Source organism: Microbacterium sp. (genome assembly GCF_047971895.1).
Lineage (GTDB): Bacteria > Actinomycetota > Actinomycetes > Actinomycetales > Microbacteriaceae > Microbacterium.
This window is the reverse complement of sequence record NZ_JBKEAF010000093.1, coordinates 16,848-34,332: the sequence shown is the minus strand read 5'-3', so window position 1 is coordinate 34,332 and position 17,485 is coordinate 16,848. Positions and strand designations below refer to the sequence as shown.

15 protein-coding genes and 1 pseudogene are annotated in these 17,485 nt (G+C 70.8%); 4 read left to right on the top strand and 12 right to left on the bottom strand.

Annotated features, from left to right (window positions below; genetic code table 11):
• Positions 1–66: 66 nt before the first annotated feature.
• Both ACK5IN_RS07515 and ACK5IN_RS07510 read left to right on the top strand, forming a co-directional pair.
• A pseudogene (locus tag ACK5IN_RS07515) lies at positions 67–557 on the top strand (aldehyde dehydrogenase family protein).
• Positions 488–2,392: an ABC transporter ATP-binding protein gene (locus tag ACK5IN_RS07510; protein ID WP_416895574.1), complete on the top strand. Its 1,905-nt coding sequence runs from the start codon at positions 488–490 to the stop codon at positions 2,390–2,392. Before ACK5IN_RS07515 ends, ACK5IN_RS07510 begins: the two are co-directional and overlap by 70 nt.
• A gap of 4 nt (positions 2,393–2,396) precedes the next feature.
• Here ACK5IN_RS07510 and ACK5IN_RS07505 read toward each other — a convergent pair whose 3' ends face one another.
• Positions 2,397–4,277 carry a phosphoenolpyruvate carboxykinase (GTP) gene (locus ACK5IN_RS07505; protein WP_416895573.1) on the bottom strand — a complete coding sequence of 627 codons (1,881 nt, stop codon included), beginning with the start codon at positions 4,275–4,277 and terminating at the stop codon, positions 2,397–2,399.
• 121 nt (positions 4,278–4,398) lie between these two features.
• Between ACK5IN_RS07505 and ACK5IN_RS07500 the strand changes: the two genes are divergently transcribed.
• Both ACK5IN_RS07500 and ACK5IN_RS07495 read left to right on the top strand, forming a co-directional pair.
• Complete coding sequence (locus ACK5IN_RS07500) at positions 4,399–5,847, top strand: helix-turn-helix domain-containing protein (protein ID WP_416895572.1); 1,449 nt, start codon at positions 4,399–4,401, stop codon at positions 5,845–5,847.
• 271 nt (positions 5,848–6,118) lie between these two features.
• Entirely contained in the window at positions 6,119–7,786 is a 1,668-nt protein-coding gene (locus tag ACK5IN_RS07495; RefSeq protein ID WP_416895571.1) for a thiamine pyrophosphate-binding protein, read from the top strand.
• A gap of 6 nt (positions 7,787–7,792) precedes the next feature.
• Here the strand turns inward: ACK5IN_RS07495 and ACK5IN_RS07490 are convergent, their stop codons facing one another.
• The 11 genes from ACK5IN_RS07490 to ACK5IN_RS07440 form a co-directional block, all read right to left on the bottom strand.
• Positions 7,793–8,311, bottom strand: coding sequence for a ribonuclease H family protein (locus ACK5IN_RS07490; RefSeq protein WP_416895570.1), 519 nt, complete (start codon positions 8,309–8,311; stop codon positions 7,793–7,795).
• Positions 8,312–8,477: 166 nt separating this feature from the next.
• Positions 8,478–9,239, bottom strand: coding sequence for an enoyl-CoA hydratase/isomerase family protein (locus tag ACK5IN_RS07485; protein ID WP_416895569.1), 762 nt, complete (start codon positions 9,237–9,239; stop codon positions 8,478–8,480).
• Between the two features lie 43 nt (positions 9,240–9,282).
• The gene (gene paaE, locus ACK5IN_RS07480; RefSeq protein ID WP_416895568.1) at positions 9,283–10,437 is read right to left on the bottom strand and encodes a 1,2-phenylacetyl-CoA epoxidase subunit PaaE; all 1,155 of its coding nucleotides are present in this window, start codon (positions 10,435–10,437) and stop codon (positions 9,283–9,285) included.
• Position 10,438: 1 nt separating this feature from the next.
• A complete protein-coding gene (gene paaD / locus ACK5IN_RS07475; RefSeq protein ID WP_416895567.1) occupies positions 10,439–10,924 on the bottom strand; it encodes a 1,2-phenylacetyl-CoA epoxidase subunit PaaD in 486 nt (161 codons plus the stop codon).
• Positions 10,918–11,742: a 1,2-phenylacetyl-CoA epoxidase subunit PaaC gene (paaC, locus tag ACK5IN_RS07470; RefSeq protein WP_416895566.1), complete on the bottom strand. Its 825-nt coding sequence runs from the start codon at positions 11,740–11,742 to the stop codon at positions 10,918–10,920. The genes paaD and paaC overlap by 7 nt, the downstream gene beginning before the upstream one ends.
• 47 nt (positions 11,743–11,789) lie before the next feature.
• Positions 11,790–12,095 carry a 1,2-phenylacetyl-CoA epoxidase subunit PaaB gene (gene paaB / locus ACK5IN_RS07465; protein ID WP_416895565.1) on the bottom strand — a complete coding sequence of 102 codons (306 nt, stop codon included), beginning with the start codon at positions 12,093–12,095 and terminating at the stop codon, positions 11,790–11,792.
• Positions 12,095–13,108, bottom strand: a complete 1,014-nt coding sequence (paaA, locus tag ACK5IN_RS07460; protein ID WP_416895564.1) for a 1,2-phenylacetyl-CoA epoxidase subunit PaaA — start codon at positions 13,106–13,108, stop codon at positions 12,095–12,097. The genes paaB and paaA overlap by 1 nt, the downstream gene beginning before the upstream one ends.
• A 158-nt stretch (positions 13,109–13,266) precedes the next feature.
• The gene (gene paaI / locus ACK5IN_RS07455; RefSeq protein WP_416895563.1) at positions 13,267–13,686 is read right to left on the bottom strand and encodes a hydroxyphenylacetyl-CoA thioesterase PaaI; all 420 of its coding nucleotides are present in this window, start codon (positions 13,684–13,686) and stop codon (positions 13,267–13,269) included.
• Positions 13,683–15,752, bottom strand: coding sequence for a phenylacetic acid degradation bifunctional protein PaaZ (paaZ, locus tag ACK5IN_RS07450; RefSeq protein WP_416895562.1), 2,070 nt, complete (start codon positions 15,750–15,752; stop codon positions 13,683–13,685). Before paaZ ends, paaI begins: the two co-directional genes overlap by 4 nt.
• Positions 15,749–16,600, bottom strand: coding sequence for a 3-hydroxyacyl-CoA dehydrogenase family protein (locus ACK5IN_RS07445; RefSeq protein WP_416895561.1), 852 nt, complete (start codon positions 16,598–16,600; stop codon positions 15,749–15,751). The genes paaZ and ACK5IN_RS07445 overlap by 4 nt, the downstream gene beginning before the upstream one ends.
• Positions 16,597–17,382, bottom strand: coding sequence for an enoyl-CoA hydratase/isomerase family protein (locus ACK5IN_RS07440; RefSeq protein ID WP_416895560.1), 786 nt, complete (start codon positions 17,380–17,382; stop codon positions 16,597–16,599). Before ACK5IN_RS07440 ends, ACK5IN_RS07445 begins: the two co-directional genes overlap by 4 nt.
• Positions 17,383–17,485 lie beyond the last annotated feature (103 nt).

Here is a 17,485-nt window from a genome sequence, read left to right as displayed (position 1 = left end):
GGCAAGCCGGGGGTCGTAGGCGTGGGTGACGCGCTGGTCTTCGAGATCCGCTGGAACCGCGCCCTCATGCTCGCCGACGAGGTCGACTCGTCGCATACGCTGCCGGTGGTGCCGGGGAAAATCCCGGTGTCGACCGACGTCTCGTACCAGCCGCCGGGCACGGTGACGATCATCGTGCCGTTCAACTGGCCCATCGCGATCCTCGGCGCCTCGCTGCCGCATGCACTGCTGGCCGGAACACCGTGATCGTGAAGGTGCCGCCGACCACTCCCCCGGCGCTGACCCGGGTCGTGCAGCGCGTCGCCGAGAAGCTGCCCGCCGGCGTGCTCAACGTGATCAGCGGGGCCGACGCGAACATGGCCGGGCTGATCCAGAACCCGGATGTCGCGAAGGTCTGCTTCACGGGCTCGGCGAACGGCGGCAAGCGCCGCTCGCGGCTCGACGAGCTCGTCGCCGCAGGGGTTCAGGAACGGCGAAGATGGATGTCATGGCCACCACGACCGCACCGCGCCGCCGCCGCCGACTCGCCAAGGACGACGGACCCCGCGCGAGCCTGACGCAGCTGCTGCCCTTCCTGTTCGAGCACAAGAAGGTGCTCGTTGTCGTCGCACTGCTCAGCATCGTCGGCGCCGTCGCGACGCTCGCGCAGCCGCTCGTGGTCGGCGACGTCATCGCCCGCGTGCAGGAGAACCAGGGTCTGGGCCTGCTCGTCTGGGCGATCGTCGGGCTGGTGGTGGCCGCATCCATCATCTCCGGCTACCAGCACTACCTGCTGCAGCGCACCGGCACCGCCGTCGTGTACTCCAGCCGCCGCAAGCTCATCGCGCGCATTCTGCATCTGCCGATCTCCGAGTTCGACGCGCGCCGCACCGGCGACCTCGTCTCACGCGTCGGCACCGACACGACGCTGCTGTACGCCGTGCTCACGCAGGGGCTCGCCGACGCGGTGGGCAACGCGCTGATCTTCCTCGGCGCGATCATCGCGATGGCGATCATCGACCCGATCCTGCTGCTGCTCATCGTCGGCGTGCTCGGTGCGTCGGTGGCCGTGGTCGGCGTGCTGAGTGGCCGCATCCGCCGACAGACCCAGCGGCAGCAGCAGAAGGTGGGCGAACTCGCGTCGGGCGTGGAGCGGGCGATCGGCTCGATCCGCACAGTGCGCGCCTCGGGCGCCGAAGACCGCGAGCAGGCGGCGATCACCGACGTCGCCGCACAGGCCTACGACGTGGGCGTGCGCATCGCGAAGGTCTCGGCCCTCGTGGTGCCGGTGGCCGGCATCGCCCTGCAGGTGTCGCTGTTGGTGGTGCTCGGCGTGGGCGGGCTGCGCGTGGCATCCGATGCCCTCTCGATCGCCGGGCTCGTGACGTTCGTGATGTTCCTGTTTTTGCTGGTCGCCCCGCTGGCGACCTTCTTCGGTGCGATCACCTCGGTCAACCAGGCACTCGGCGCGCTCGGGCGCATCCAGGAGGTGCTCGACCTGCCGACCGAGACGCAGAACGACACCCCCACGGGAGCACCGGCCACGGCAGACGCATCCACGCCCGCGATCGAGTTCCGCGACGTGCGCTTCCGCTACCCCGAGGCCGTCGTCGCGGCGCGGCGCACCGCCGAGACCGAGGCGCTGCACCTGCTCGAGAGCGCGCATGTGGACACATCGTCAATCGACCTGGTGGACGAGCAGATGGATGCCTCCGGCTCGGCGCCCGCCGACGGCGAGGTGCTGCGCGGCGTCTCGTTCACCGTGCCGCGCGGCGCGCGCGTCGCGCTGGTCGGCCCGTCGGGTGCCGGAAAGAGCACGACGCTCGCGCTCATCGAGCGGTTCTACGACCCCACGGGCGGGTCGATCCTGCTCGACGGGTCTGACATCCGCACCCTCGACCGGCGGGCGCTGCGCGCACGGCTCGGCTACGTCGAGCAGGACGCCCCGACGCTCGCCGGCACGATCGCCGACAACCTGCGCCTCGCCGCCCCCGACGCCACCGACGCCGACTGCGAGCGGGTGCTGCACGAGGTCAACCTGACCGAGGTGATCGAACGGTCGCCGCTGGGCACCGAGGCCCAGGTCGGCGAGAGCGGGGTCATGCTGTCGGGCGGCGAGCGTCAGCGGCTCGCCATCGCACGCACTCTGCTGGCCGCTCCCCCCGTGCTGCTGCTCGACGAGTCGACCTCGTCGCTCGACGGGCTCAACGAGCAGCGCATGCGCGAGGCGATCGACGCCGTCGCACAGGGGCGCACGCTCATCGTGATCGCGCACCGACTGTCGACGGTCGTCGACAGCGACCACATCGTGGTGCTCGACCACGGCCGGGTGGCCGGGCAGGGCACGCACGAGCAGCTGCTCGACTCGACGCCGCTGTACCGCGAGCTCGCGCGGCATCAGCTGCTCGTGTGAGCGTTCAGGCGGTGGCGGCGTTCAGTCGGTAGCGCAGGGCTTCGAGCTCGGCCTGCAGCGGTGCCGGGATGCGGTCGCCGAACCCGTCGAAGAACTCCTGCGTGAGGTCGGCCTCCTGCGCCCAGCTCGCCGGGTCGATCGCGAAGAGCTCGGCGAGGTCTTCGTCGGTCACCGACAGCCCGTCGAGGTTGAGGTCGGCGGTGTGCGGCAGGCGCCCGATCGGGCTCTGCTGCGCAGTGACCTCACCCTCGATGCGACGCACGATCCACTCGAGCACCCTCGAGTTGTCGCCGAAGCCCGGCCACAGGAACCGGCCGTCGGCGCCCTTGCGGAACCAGTTGACCTGGAAGATGCGCGGGGCGCGGTCGAAGCGGAGCTTCTGCCCCACCGTCAGCCAGTGGCCGAAGTAGTCGGCCATGTTGTAGCCGCAGAACGGGAGCATGGCGAACGGGTCGCGGCGCAGCTCGCCGACGGTGCCCTCGGCCGCCGCCGTGCGCTCGGACGAGATCGTCGAGCCGAGGAAGACGCCGTGCGCCCAGTCGGTGGCCTCGACCACGAGCGGCACGTTGGTGGCGCGTCGTCCGCCGAACAGGATCGCGTCGAGTGGCACGCCCTGCGGGGCGTCCCAGTCGTCGGCGATCTGCGGGCACTGGGCCGCGGCGACGGTGAAGCGCGAGTTCGGGTGCGCGGCGGGACGGCCCGAGGCCGGTGTCCACGGGTTGCCCTGCCAGTCGATGAGCTCGGCCGGCGGCTCGTCGGTCAGGCCCTCCCACCACACGTCGCCGTCGGGGCGCAGCGCGACGTTGGTGAAGATCGTGTTGCCCCACAGCGTCTCGACAGCCGTGACGTTCGTCGACTCGCCGGTGCCGGGCGCGACGCCGAAGAAGCCGGCCTCGGGGTTGATCGCCCACAGCCGCCCGTCCTCGCCGGGGCGCAGCCACGCGATGTCGTCGCCCAGGGTCTCCACCCGCCAGCCGGGGACGGTCGGGCGCAGCATCGCCAGGTTCGTCTTGCCGCAGGCCGACGGGAACGCGGCCGCGATGTGGTACTTCCTGCCCTCGGGCGAGATGAGGCGGATGAGCAGCATGTGCTCGGCGAGCCATCCCTCGTTCTTGCCGATGACCGAAGCGATGCGCAGCGCGAAGCACTTCTTGGCCAGGATCGCGTTGCCGCCGTATCCCGAGCCGTACGACCACACCTCGAGGGTGTCGGGGAAGTGCACGATGTACTTGTCGTCGTTGTACGGCCACTCGACATCCTGCTCGCCGGGCGCCAGCGGTGCGCCGACGGAGTGCACCGTCTTGACCCACGGCGAGCCCTGCGCGATGAGCTCGGTGACGGCGTCGCCGACGCGGGTCATGATGCCGATCGAGGCGACCGCGTAGGCGCTGTCGGTCACCTGCACGCCGATGTGCGACAGCGGGCCGCCGACGGCGCCCATCGAGAACGGCACGACGTACATGGTGCGGCCGCGCATCGAGCCGGCGAAGATCTCGGTCATCTTCGGCATCATCTCGGCCGGATCGGCCCAGTTGTTCGTGGGACCGGCGTCCTCCTCGCGGGCCGAGGCGATGAACGTGCGAGCCTCGGTGCGGGCGACGTCGGCGGGGTGCGAGCGCGCCAGGTACGACCCGGGGCGCCACTCGGGGTTGAGCTTGATGAGCTTGCCCTCCTCGACGAGCTGGCGCATCAGCTGCTCGTTCTCGGCACGCGAGCCGCCGACCCAGTGCACGCGCTCGGGCTGGGTGAGTGCGGCGATCTCGTCGACCCACGCGGTGAGTGCGGCCATGCCGGGGCCTTCGGCGGACGGGCGCGCACCATACTCGCGCGCCGGAGTGGGGATCGCTGCCGTCGCGGGGCTGGTGTAGGTCTCTGCCAAGGCCATGTCGCTCCTTCATGTGCCGCGGGTGCGGATGAGGTGTGTTCCTCTACCATCGCGCGATGTTCCATGCTTTTACCGCGAAGCGTGGCCTAAAGAACAGTGATTCTTTCGCTATGATCAAGGAATGGCGAGCACGTCCTTGAAACTGAACACTCTGGGCCACCGCATCCGTCATCACCGGCTGCGTAACGGGCTGACCCTCGACGAGCTCGGCGCCAAGGTCGGCGTGGCCGGCAGCCAGCTGAGCCTCATCGAGAACGGCAAACGCGAGCCGAAGCTCTCGCTGCTGCGGGCGATCGCCGAGGCGACCGGCACCGACGTCACCGATCTGCTGTCCGCCGAACCGCCCAATCGCCGAGCGGCGCTGGAGATCGAACTGGAGCGTGCGCAGTCGAGCACCGTGTTCCGCCGGCTGGGGGTCGCACCGGTGCGCGTGTCCAAGGGCTTGTCGGATGAGACGCTCGAGTCGATCCTGGGGCTGCACAACGAGTTGCAGCGTCGCGAGCGCGAGGCGATCGCGACGCCCGAAGAGGCGCGCCGCGCGAACACCGAGCTGCGCCTGGCCATGCGCGAAAAGAACAACTATCTGCCCGACATCGAGAAGCTCGCCGAGAAGCAGCTGCGGGCAGCCGGACACGTGTCGGGCGCACTGACGCACCGCACCGTCAGCATCATGGCCGAGCAGCTGGGCTTCGAGCTCATCTACGTGAACGACCTGCCGCACTCGGCGCGCTCGGTCACCGACCTCGACAACGGGCGCATCTACCTGCCGCCGGCATCGATCCCCGGCGGCCACGGCCTGCGGTCGATGGCGCTGCAGGCGATGGCGCACCGGCTGCTCGGGCACACACCGCCCAGCGACTACGCCGACTTCCTGCAGCAGCGCCTCGAGATCAACTACTACGCGGCGTGCTGCCTCATGCCCGAGACGGCATCGGTCGCGTTCCTGCAGCAGGCCAAGAAGGACCGCAACCTCGCCGTGGAGGACTTCCGTGACGCGTTCGGCGTCACCCACGAGGCGGCCGGCATGCGCATGACGAACCTCGTCACGACGCACCTCGACATCCCGCTGCACTTCCTGCGCGTCGACGGCAACGGTGCGATCAACCGCGTGTACGAGAACGACGATCTGCCGCTGCCGATGGATGTCACCGGCTCCGTCGAGGGCCAGATCGTCTGCCGGCACTTCTCGGCCCGGTCGGCTTTCGAAGAGCAGAACCGCACGACCGAGCACTACCAGTACACCGACACCCCGTCGGGAACGTTCTGGTGTGCGACGCAGACGGGCACCACCGCCGCCGGCGAGTTCTCGATCACCGTCGGCGTGCCGTTCGACGACGCGAAGTGGTTCCGTGGGCGCGAGACGCCCAAGCGCGCGTCATCGACGTGCCCGGACGACGCGTGCTGCCGGCGCCCCGACGCCGCCCTGACCGCTCGCTGGGAGGGCAAGGCGTGGCCCAGCGCGCGCGTGCACATGCAGATGTTCTCTCCGCTGCCGCGCGGCGCGTTCCCGGGGGTCGACGACGGCGAAGTGTACGCCTTCCTCGACCACCACGCGGAACTCACCCCGTGACGAACGCCGTGTAACGATCGCGAAGTCCCGCACCCCGGCCGGACCGTCGTTGGCGCGCTCAGCCGGTGCGACCGCAGCCGATACGACTGCAACCCCTCAGAACCCATGCCCCAATGATGCCGCCCTGCTCCGACACGCACCGCCCGTATAATCGACCTGTCCGGCGGCGTCGCCGTCGGTGCTCGGAAAAAGGGCACGCAGCCACCGCGGCGACCGCGGCGCGCGAGACACATACGGAATCGCACACCGTCTCGTCTCGAAAGGCTCAGCCATGCCCAGCGTCTCCGCCCACGTCGCCGTCACCCTCGCCGCCCACATCGACCAGGTGTTCGGCGTGATGGGCAACGGCAACGCCTACTTCCTCGACGCCATCGAACGCGAGACATCCACGGTCTACACGGCCATGCGGCACGAGGCCGGCGCCGTCGTCGCCGCCGATGCGTTCCACCGGGCGTCCGGCCGCATCGCCGCCGCGACCGCGACCTACGGGGCGGGCTTCACGAACACGCTCACCGCACTGGCCGAGGCGGTGCAGGCGCACGTCCCGCTCGTGCTCGTGGTGGGCGACGAGCCCACGTCGGGGTCGCGTCCGTGGGATGTGGATCAGATCGCGCTCGCGTCGGCGGTCGGCGCGCGCACGTACACTGTGGGACGAGCGGATGCCGCGGCCACCACCGTCATCGCGATCGAGCACGCTCTCGCCTACCGTGTGCCCACCGTGCTGGCGATCCCCTACGACGTCGCGCAGCTCGACGCGGGCCCCGTGCCGGAGGCGCCGCAGCCGGCGTTGCCCGCGCCGCTCGCGCCGAACGGCGCGTTCGGCGCCGGAGCCGTCGCCGACCTCGCGCGTACCCTCGCTGCCGCGAGACGTCCCTTCCTGCTGGCCGGTCGCGGCGCGTGGGCGGCGGACGCCGGCGCCGCGCTGGGCACGCTCGCCGACGCGACCGGGGCGGTCACGGCCTCGACGGCGCTCGGGCGCGGCATCTTCCCGCGCACCGAGTTCGATCTCGGCGTCACGGGCGGCTTCGGCGCCGAGGGCGCGATGCAGCTCGTGCGCGACGCCGACGTCGCGGTGGTGTTCGGCGCGTCGCTGAACCAGTTCACGATGCGCTTCGGTGAGCTGTTCGCGCCCGGCACCCGGATCGTGCAGGTGGATGTCTCGCCCGCAGCGACCCACCCGCATGTCGGCGGGTTCATCCGCGGTGACGCCCGGGTGGTCGCCGAGTCGCTCGTCGACGCGCTGCGTGCGCAGGAGGCCGCGCCCAGTGGCTGGCGCGAGTCGCTCGATCTCGCGGCACTGCGCACGAGGGAGCCCGGCGAGGGCGTCGCCCCCGACGGCAGGCTCGATCCGCGGACGGTCGCCGCGCGCATCGGCGAGACGCTGGAAGCCCACGCGTCGACCCGCGACCGTGTCGTCGTCTCGGACGGCGGGCACTTCATCGGCTGGGCGAACATGTACTGGCCGGTCGCGTCGCCCGACCGCATGATGATGGTCGGCACCACCTATCAGTCGATCGGTCTCGGGTTCCCCTCGGTGCCGGGCGCGGCGGCGGCGAGGCCCGAGTCGACGATCGTGCTGAGCACCGGTGACGGCGGCGGGCTGATGGCGCTCGCCGATCTCGAGTCGGCGGTGCGGGTCGCCGGCGGGCGCGGCCTGACCGTGGTGTGGAACGACGGCGCCTACGGGGCCGAGGTGAACCTGTACGGACTGAAGGGTCTCGCCCCCGGGCCGATGCTCATTCCCGAGGTGGACTTCGCCGGGCTCGGCCGCTCGGTGGGTGCCGAGGGGGTCGTCGTGCGCACCCTCGACGATCTGGAACGGCTTGCATCGTGGGCGGCCGAGCCCGCGGCATCCCGTCCGTTCCTGCTGCTCGATGTACGCATCTCCGACACCGTGATCGCGCCGTACCAGCAGGAGATCATCCGCGTGAACAGCTGACGTGTCCTACTTCTTCGGCGCGGCCGAGACGTCGAGCCGGTCCTGACCGGCGTGCGACGACCAGGCGCTCGCGACGCCCTTCGCCGCGTGGGTCGACGCGCGCACCGCGCGCTCATCCGCCCACTCGTTCAGCACGTGCCCGCGGTGCCCGCGCACGTGCTCGAGCACCGCATCCGGCAGGCCCGACGCGCGGCGCGCATCGCGCGCGGCCATCAGCTGCTCGAGGATCTCGCGGTTCTTCACCGGCTGCTTCGCCGCGGTGCGCCAGCCGCGCCGGGCGTGACCGTCCATCCACTTCTCGTACGTGTCGATCGCGTACTTCGAGTCGGCCTGGACCACCAGATCGTGCACATGCGCGTGGTCGCGCAGCGCGGCGAGCAGCCCGAGCAGCTCGCCGATGTTGTTCGTACCCTCAGGCCGCGATCCGGCCGCCCAGTGGCCGTCCTCGCCGACCCACGCCCACCCGGTCGGGCCGGGATTCCCCTTGCATGCGCCATCGGTGGCGACGGTGTAACTGTCGGTCATGGGGCCTTCCGGGTCGGGGCTGCGGCATCCAGTCTCCCGCATCCGGCGGCCGTCGGATGTCTCGCGTAGCCTGTGAACGTTCCTGGGATGACGTGAGCATTGTCGCCACCGATCTGCCTGGCAGCGAGGAACGCGCGATGACCGGAGGGTGCGCCTGGTTCGTGCGCTATCGCCCTGTGAACCGCGGGCTGCGCTTCTGCTGGAACGCGGCGAAGCCCTCGCGGTAGTCGGCGGTGGCGCGCAGCGACTCCTGCCCGGCCGACTCGGCGGCCACGGTCGCCCACAGCGCCTCGTCGCGCAGATCCGCGATGATGCGCTTGGACGCGACGAACGCCTGCGTCGGGCCCTGCGCCGCCCTGGCGACCCGCTCGCGAGTGAACGCGTCGAGGTCGTCGCGGGGCACGGAGCGACTGAACAGACCGGATGCCACGGCCTCGCCGCCCGACATCAGCTCGCCGGTGTAGACGAGGTCGAGCGTGCGGTGCGCCCCGAGCCGCTCGTTCAGCAGCGCGTGCCCGCCCGAGTCGAGCAGCGCCCCGAGCCCCGCGAACGGGGAGCCCACCTTCGCATCGTCGGCGACGTACACCACGTCGGTCGCGATGGCGAGCCCGAGCCCGACGCCGAGGCACGCCCCCTGCACGGCGGCGAAGGTCGGAGCGCGGAACGCGGCCATGCGACGCAGCAGCGCCTCGAGGTCGCCGAGGTACCCGGGCACGTCGTCGGTGGCGGGGTCGACGCCGACGATATCGCGCCCCGCACAGAACGCGCGGCCTTCGCCGCGCAGCAGCAAGGCACGAACGCCGGCCGCCTCGGCGTCGCGGTACGCGTCAGAGAGCTCTGCGAGCGCCTCCCGGTTCAGCGCGTTGAGCTTCTCGGGTGCGTCGAGCACGACCTCGGCGATGCCGTCGGCGATCTCGGTTCGGATCATGGACTTCGTCCTTCCCTGTGTCAGCCGTGCCGTCGTAGCTCGTTCAGCCGTCGTAGTCCACGATGACGCGGTCGGTCGTCGGGTGGGACTGGCAGGTGAGCACGTACCCGCGTTCGAGCTCGTCGGGCTCGAGGGCGTAGTTCTCGACCATGGTGACCTTGCCGTCGACGAGCTTCGCCCGGCACGTGCCGCACACGCCCCCGGCGCACGCGAACGGCGTGTCGGGGCGCACACGCAGCGCGGCGGTGAGGATCGACTCGTGCGCCCCCGCAGGGCTCTCGACCATCGACGACTGTCCGTCGAGTGTGAGGTCGAGGCGGTACGCGGTGTCGCGTTCGGCCACGGCGGCCGGCAGCGGCGGCGGCTCGGACCGGTCGCGGTCGGTCGTGAACAGCTCATAGCGCACGTGCTCACGGTCGACCCCGACATCGGCGAGCACATCGCGGCAGCGCTGCACGAGATCCATCGGCCCGCATAGGAACCACTCGTCCACGGTGTCGGGCAGCACGAGCGCCTCGAGGATGCGCCGCAGCCGGTCTTCATCGAGGCGGCCCGACAGCAGTGGTGCCGTGCGTTGCTCGCGTGTGAGCACATGGTGCAGGGCGAGCCGGGTCGGGTAGCGGTCCTTCAGGTCGGCGAGCTCTTCGACGAACATCACGTCGGTCGTGGAACGATTCGTGTAGACGAGGGTGAACCTGGATGTCTGCGACCGCCCGAGCACGGTCGCGGCCAGTGCCATCAGGGGTGTGATGCCCGACCCGGCGGCGATGCCGACGACATGGGCACCGTCGAGCTCTGCCAGGGCCGAGGTGAACGTGCCCTGCGGGCTCATCACGTCGATCTCATCACCGGGCTGCAGTTCGGTGTGCGCCCACGTCGAGAAGCGGCCCCCGGCATCCCGCTTGATCGCGACGCTGATCGTCTGCGGCTCGGGCACGCGGCACAGGGAGTACGACCGGCGCAGCTCGTGCCCATCGACGTGGGCGCGCAGCGCCACGTGCTGGCCCGCGAGGTAGTCGTACTCCCCGGCGAGCTCTGCCGGGACGGTGAAGGTGACCTCGATCGCGTCGTCGGTGAGCGGGCGGATCTCGGCGACGCTCAGCGTGTGGAACCGTGCGCGCCGGCGCAAGCCGGCGGCGCCCCCGACCGCGCTCGCCAGCAGCCCCTCGGCGATCGCCTCGTCTTCGGAGCGGTGCATGTCAGTGCACCTTGAAGTGGTCGAAGGGCTCCAGGCATGCGCGGCACTCGTGCAGCGCCTTGCACGCGGTCGAACCGAAGCGCGTGACCTCGCGGGTGTCGAGCGACCCGCAGCGCGGGCACTTCACGGCGAGCGCGAGTCTGATCGGCCCGACCGCCGCACGCCCGGTCGGCGGGGCGATGCCGTACGCCGAGAGCTTGCGCCTCCCGGCATCCGTCATCCAGTCCGTCGTCCACGCGGGCGACAAGGTCAGCGTCACCTCGATGTCGTGGAACCCGGCGTCGGTGAGGGCGAGCACGATGTCGTCGCGGATGGCGTCGACGGCGGGGCATCCGGAGTATGTGGGCGTGATCGTGACGGTCACGCGGTCGCCGTCGACGACGACGTCGCGCAGCACGCCGAGGTCGGCGATCGTGAGCACGGGGACCTCGGGGTCGCAGACGGATGCCGCGACCTCCCGCGCGTGGGACGCCCGAGCCCTCACCATGTCGCCCCCGGGTGCTGCCGGGCGAGCACCTGCATCTCGGCGAGCAGATGCCCGAGCGTCGAGAAGTGCTGCCCGTGCCGACCGCCCCCCGACGACACGAAGCCCTCGGGCACGTCGAGCCCGGCCTCGGCGAACACGGAGGCGATCACCTCGTCGAAGGCCGGACGCAGACTCGACGGCCGCACCGCGATGCCCTCGAGCCGGTCGATGAGCGGCTCGTCGCGGAACAGCTCGTCGACGTACGGCCACATCTCGCCGATCGCGCGGATCATGTGGCGCCGCGACTCGTCGGTGCCGCCGACCAGGCGCAGCGTCCAATGCACGGCGTGGTCGCGGTGGTAGTCGACCTCTTTCACGGCCTTCGCGGCGACGGCGGCGAGCGTGGCATCCATCGATCCGGCGAGCGACCGGTACAGCGCGAACTGGTACGTCGCGGCGACCAGCTGACGGGCGATCGTCTGCGCGAAGTCGCCGTTCGGCTGCGCGAACAGCCACGCGCAGCGGAAGGAGGGCTCGTCGCGCCAGTAGGCGAGGTCGTCCTCGGTGCGGCCGTCGGCGGTGCCCGCGTAGCGCAGCAGACTGCGCGCGTGCCCGAGCTGATCGAGCGCGATGTTCGCGAGCGCCACGTCCTCTTCGAGCTCGGGGGCGCGCATGATCCAGGCGCCCAGCTGCTGGGCGAGGATGAGGGCGTCGTCGCCGAGCCAGAGTGCGTACTCGGCGACGTCGGGCGAGGCGATGGATGTCTCGTCCCCGGCCAGTTCCACGTCGAGCTCGACCTCTTCGACGGTCACGTCGCCGTGCACGTCGCCGCTTCTCATCTCGGCGCCTCGCTCAACGACCGGATCGCCTGCTTCGGAACTGCGCATCACAGGTGCGGCACCCCCTCGGACGCGGTGTAGTACCGCGCATGCCGGTAGTTCTTGCCGGCCGGGCTCTCGAAGAAGGTGCCCTTGGCGTCCGGGTCGCTCGTCGTGATCGCGTCGGCGGGCACGACCCACACCGAGGTGCCCTCGCCGCGGCGTGTGTACAGGTCGCGGGCGTTGCGCAGCGCCAGCTCCGCGTCGGGCGCGTGCAGCGAACCGGCATGCACGTGCGAGAGGCCGCGGTTGGCGCGCACGAACACCTCCCACAGGGGCCAGGTCTCGCGGTCGTCGGCGCCGGGCGTGGCCATCACGCCCCCCTCGACAGCCTCGGGGAGCGGTGAGACAGACTCGGGGCCTCTCGACGCGCTCGGGAGGCGCGGAGGTCGGCCTGCTTGCGAGCGTACTCGGCGGCGGCCTCGCGCACCCAGGCCCCGTCTTCATGCGCCTCGCGGCGCACGCGCAGCCGCTCGGCGTTCATGGGACCGCGCCCAGCCAGCACCTCACGGAACTCGTTCCAGTCGATCTCGCTGGTGTGCCAGCGGTCGGACGCCTCATCCCACCGCAGTTCAGGGTCGGGCAGGGTCACCCCCAGGATCTCCGCCTGAGGAACCAGCATCCCGATGAATCGCTGTCGCAGCTCGTCGTTCGAGAACCGCTTGATCCGCCACGCCATCGACTGCGCCGAGTTCGGCGAGGCATCGTCGGGCGGCCCGAACATCATGAGGCTCGGCCAATACCAGCGGTCGACGGCATCCTGCGCCATTCGCTGCTGCGCAGCGGTGCCCTGCATGAGTGTCAGCAGGATCTCGAAGCCCTGCCGCTGGTGGAACGACTCCTCCTTGCAGATGCGCACCATCGCCCGGCCGTACGGGCCGTACGAGCAGCGGCACAGCGGCACCTGATTGACGATCGCCGCGCCGTCGACGAGCCAGCCGATGGCCCCCATGTCGGCCCACGTGGGCGTCGGGTAGTTGAAGATCGACGAGTACTTCGCCCGGCCCTCGATCAGCTGCTCGGTCATCTCGTCGCGCGTGATGCCGAGGGTCTGCGCGGCCGAGTACAGATACAGTCCGTGGCCGGCCTCGTCCTGCACCTTCGCCATGAGAATCGCCTTGCGCTTGAGGCTCGGTGCGCGCGTGATCCAGTTGCCCTCGGGCTGCATGCCGATGATCTCGGAGTGCGCGTGCTGCGAGATCTGCCGGATCAGCGTCTTGCGGTAGGCCTCCGGCATCCAGTCTCTCGGCTCGATGCGCTGCTCGGCGTCGATCAGCTCATCGAACGCCGCCTGCTCGTCCGCCTCGTGCAGCATCTCGGTCGTCATCGTCGACTCCGTTCCGGCTCATGAGCCTGCGAACATTACAGACCGTCCGTTCAGTAAGTCTATGAGCAGATGGATGCCTCGGCAAGCCGTGCCGTCCGGCAACCCATCGCGGCGAGTCGAGGCCGCGCTCTCGGCGTGATCGACGACCGACGCGGCGGTCAGGTGACGGTACGAGAGGTGGCCATCGAGCGTCCCCGGAACTCGGCCACGACGTCGCCGGTCTCGTCGGTGACGGTCACGTCGTACAGCCCGGTGCGTCCGGAGCGGATGCGACGCACCGCGGTGGCGGTGAGCGTCTGCCCCGCGCGCGTGGCCTTGAGAAACGTGATATCGGCACCGGCTGCGACGGTCACCCTGTCGTCTTCGTTGCACGCAATCGCGAACGCCGTGTCGGCGAGGGCGAACACGAGACCGCCATGGGCGATCGCGAACCCGTTGAGCATGTCGTCGCGCACGAGCATGCGCACGACGGACTGGCCCGGCTCATCGCGCTCGATCACCATGCCGAGCGCCGCCGACGCGCGGTCGCGCTGCAGCATGGGGCGCAGGTGTGCGTACTCGGGGACGATGCCGGTCATGCCGGCGCTTTCGACACCAGGGTCAGCACGTCGTACTGCGCGACGAGGTCGTCGTGCTGGTTGAGGATCACGGCATCCCACCGCACCTCGCCGTAGTCGTCAGTCTCGCGCGGGGTGATCTGCTTGGCGGTGAGCGTCACCCGGATCTCGTCGCCGGGCGACACCGGCGTGACGAACCGCAGGTTCTCGAGCCCGTAGTTGGCGAGCACGGGGCCCGGCCCGGGGTCGACGAACAGCCCCGCCGCCCACGACACGAGCAGGTAGCCGTGCGCGACGCGCCCCGGGAAGAACGGGTTCGCGGCGGCGGCCTCCTCGTCCATGTGCGCGTAGAACGTGTCGCCGGTGAAGTGCGCGAACGTCTCGATGTCGTCCAGGGTCACCTCGCGGGTGGCCGAGGCGAGCTGGTCGCCGATGCGCAGCTCGGTGAGGGACTTGCGGAAGGGATGCCGGTCGGCCCGCGTGTCGGCGCCGGTGTGCCAGACCCCGGTGAGCACCGTGAGCATCTCGGGCGAGCCCTGCACGCCGGTGCGCTGCATATGGTGCAGCACGGCGCGGATGCCGCCCAGCTCCTCTCCCCCGCCGGCGCGGCCAGGGCCGCCGTGCACGAGGTGCGGCACAGGGGCGCCGTGCCCGGTCGAGGTGCGCGCATCTGTGCGGTCCAGCAGCAGCACACGTCCGTTGTAGGCGGCGATGCGGGCCGTCAGCTCGGCGGCGGCGGCTGGGTCGTGTGTGGCGACGCTCGTCACGAGGGAGCCGCCGCCGCGGGCGACGAGGTCGGCAGCCTCGCTGAGGGTGTCGTAGGCGAGGACGCTGGTGACGGGCCCGAAGGCTTCGAGGTCGTGCACGGCGGGGGTGTCGCTCCGCCCGAACCCGAGCACCATCGGTGCCACGAACGCACCGTCGGGCGCGAGGCCGGTGCTGCCGTCGGCATGCACGACCTCGGGGGTATCGGTGGATCCGAGCAGCAGGGTGCCGCCGGCATCCATCAGTCTCTCCACCTGCCGCAGCACCTCGTCGCGCTGCGCCACCGAGACCAGCGGCCCCATCGTCACGTTCTCGGCGTGCGGGTCACCGACGACGACACGCTCGTCGATCTTCGCGCCCAGCGCCGCGACCACGTCGTCGACGAGGCCCGTCGGCACGATCGCGCGGCGGATCGCCGTGCACTTCTGCCCGGCCTTCGTGGTCAGCTCGACCAGCAGCTGCTTCACATACGCGTCGAACTCGGGCGTGCCGGGCGTCGCGTCGGGGCCGAGGATCGACGCGTTGATCGAATCGGTCTCGCTCGTGAAGCGGACGTCGGGGGATGCCTGGGCCCGCAGCCGCTCGGCCGTCGAGGCGCTGCCGGTGAACCCGACGAGATCGCCCAGGCCGAGGTGGTCGAACAGCCCCGGCACCGATCCGCTCACCAGCTGCAACGAGCCCACGGGCAGGAGGCCGGACTCGACGAGGATGCGCACCCACGCCTCGGCGATGTAGGCGGTGGGCGTGGCGGGTTTGACAACGCTCGGCACCCCGGCGAGGAACGCCGGCGCGAACTTCTCGAGCGCCCCCCACATCGGAAAGTTGAAGGCGTTGACCTGCACCGCGACGCCGGGTAGCCGCGTGTACATATGCCGCCCGAGGAATGACCCGTCCTTCGACAGCGGCTCGACCGGTCCGTCGAGGTAGACCTGCCCGTTGGGCAGCTCGCGACGACCCTTCGACGAATACGTGAACAGCACGCCGATGCCGCCGTCCACGTCGCTCAGCGAGTCCCGACGGGTGGCGCCGGCGCACAGCGAGAGGTCGTACAACTCGTCTTTGCGGTCGTTCAGAGCGGTGCCGAACTGCTTCAGCAGCAGTGCCCGCTGGTGGAACGTCAGCGCGCCGAGGCTCTGCTGCCCCACCGTGCGCGCGTGGTCGAGCACGACGGCGAGGTCGAGCCCCTCCGCGCTGATCCGGGCGACGCGGGCGCCGGTCGAGGCGTCCCGCACCACGGTCCCGGCGCCTGTCCCCCCGCCCCTTGAGTCTGTCGAAGGGGTCCACCAGCCGTCCCGCACGTAACTGGGCAGGATGTCGATCATTCGTCACTCCATTCGTAGAAGCCGCGGCCGCTCTTGCGCCCGAGGCGACCCTCGGCCACCATGCGGCGCAGCAGCGCGGGCGGTGCGAAACGGTCGCCGAGCTTCGCGTGCAGCTCCTCGGCGATGCCCAGGCGCACATCCAGCCCGACGATGTCGGTGGTGCGCAGGGGCCCTGCCGGATGCCGGTAGCCGAGCTCCATGGCCGCGTCGATGTCGGCGGGGCTCGCCACGCCGCCCTCGACCATGCGGATCGCCTCGAGCGCCAGCGCGACACCGAGCCGGCTCGACGCGAAGCCCGGTGCATCGCGCACGACGATGGGCGTCTTGCCGAGTGCCGTCACCCAGGCCCGGGCCTGGGCCTCGAACTGCGGATCGGTGGCCGCACCGACGACCACCTCGACGAGGGTCGATGCCGGCACGGGGTTGAAGAAGTGCAGCCCGAGGAAGCGCGCGGGCCGGTCGAGGGCGTCGGCGAGATCATCGATCGAGATGGACGAGGTGTTCGAAGCGAGCACGGCGTCGGGCGTGAGGGATGCCTCGGCCCGCCGCAGCGCCTCGAGCTTCAGCTCACGGTCTTCGGGCACCGCCTCGACGACGAGGCCGCAGCCGGGGAACGCTGTCGTGTCCACGGCGGTGCGCAGCATCCCGTTGTACAGGTCCCTGCTTCCCGCGGCGCCGCGCGCGAGCGAACGGTCGACGCTGTCGAGCACGCGGGTGCGGGCGGATGCCGAGGCCTGCGCATCACGCTCGACCACCGTCACCTCGCACCCGGCAAGCAGGAAGGCGTGCGCGATCCCCGCACCCATCCGGCCTCCGCCGAGCACGCCTACTCGTGGGGGAAGACTCACCGTTCCCTCCCCGCCCTCTGTTCGCTCCCCGAGCCTGTCGAAGGGCGCTCCAGGAACGCGGTCATGCGGTGGTGCTTCTCGGGGCTCTCGAACAGCTCGGCCTGCAGGGCCAGCACGGCCTCGACGTCGTGGCCGGCGCGCAGCGCCCGCTTGGTGTGCTGTGTGGCGAGCGGGTCGTTGGTGGCGATGCGATCGGCGAGGGCGTGCGCGGCATCCATCAATTCGTCCACCGGATGCACCGCCGATACGACGCCCCACGCGAGTGCCGTGCCGGCGTCGAGTACGCGACCGGTCAGCAGCAGTTCGGCGGCGCGCGCCTCGCCCACGATCGCGGGCAGCCGCCATGTCGCACCGGCCGCGGCCACGATGCCGAGCCCGGTCTCGGGGTTGCCGATCTTCAGGTCCGGCGACGCGATGCGCAGATCGGCAGCATAGGCCAACTCGGCGCCACCGCCGAGTGCATAGCCGTCGATCGCCGCGATGACCGGCATCGGCAGATCGCGGATGCGCTCGAACAACCGCGTGTTGATGCCCTCGAGCGCGTCAGCGGCACCGCGCTCGCGCAGCTGGGCGATGTCGGCTCCCGCGGCGAACACACCGCCGGAGCCCGTGACGATGAGCACCCGCGGGTCGGCTTCCAACTCTGCGCACAGCGCGTGAAGGCGGTCGACGAGGTCCTGGTCGATCGCGTTGCGCGCCGCCGGGCGATCGAGCGTCGCGACCACGCGGTCGGCGCGCCGATCGACGTGCAGCGGCTCGGCATCTCGTCGCTGTTCGACCATCGGCATCCCCTCGACCCGCCCCGATGCGGACCTCGCCCAGAATAGCAGACCGTTCGTTCAGTAATCGGGTGGGCATCGGCGGCCCGCGCGAGGGAGTGCCAGA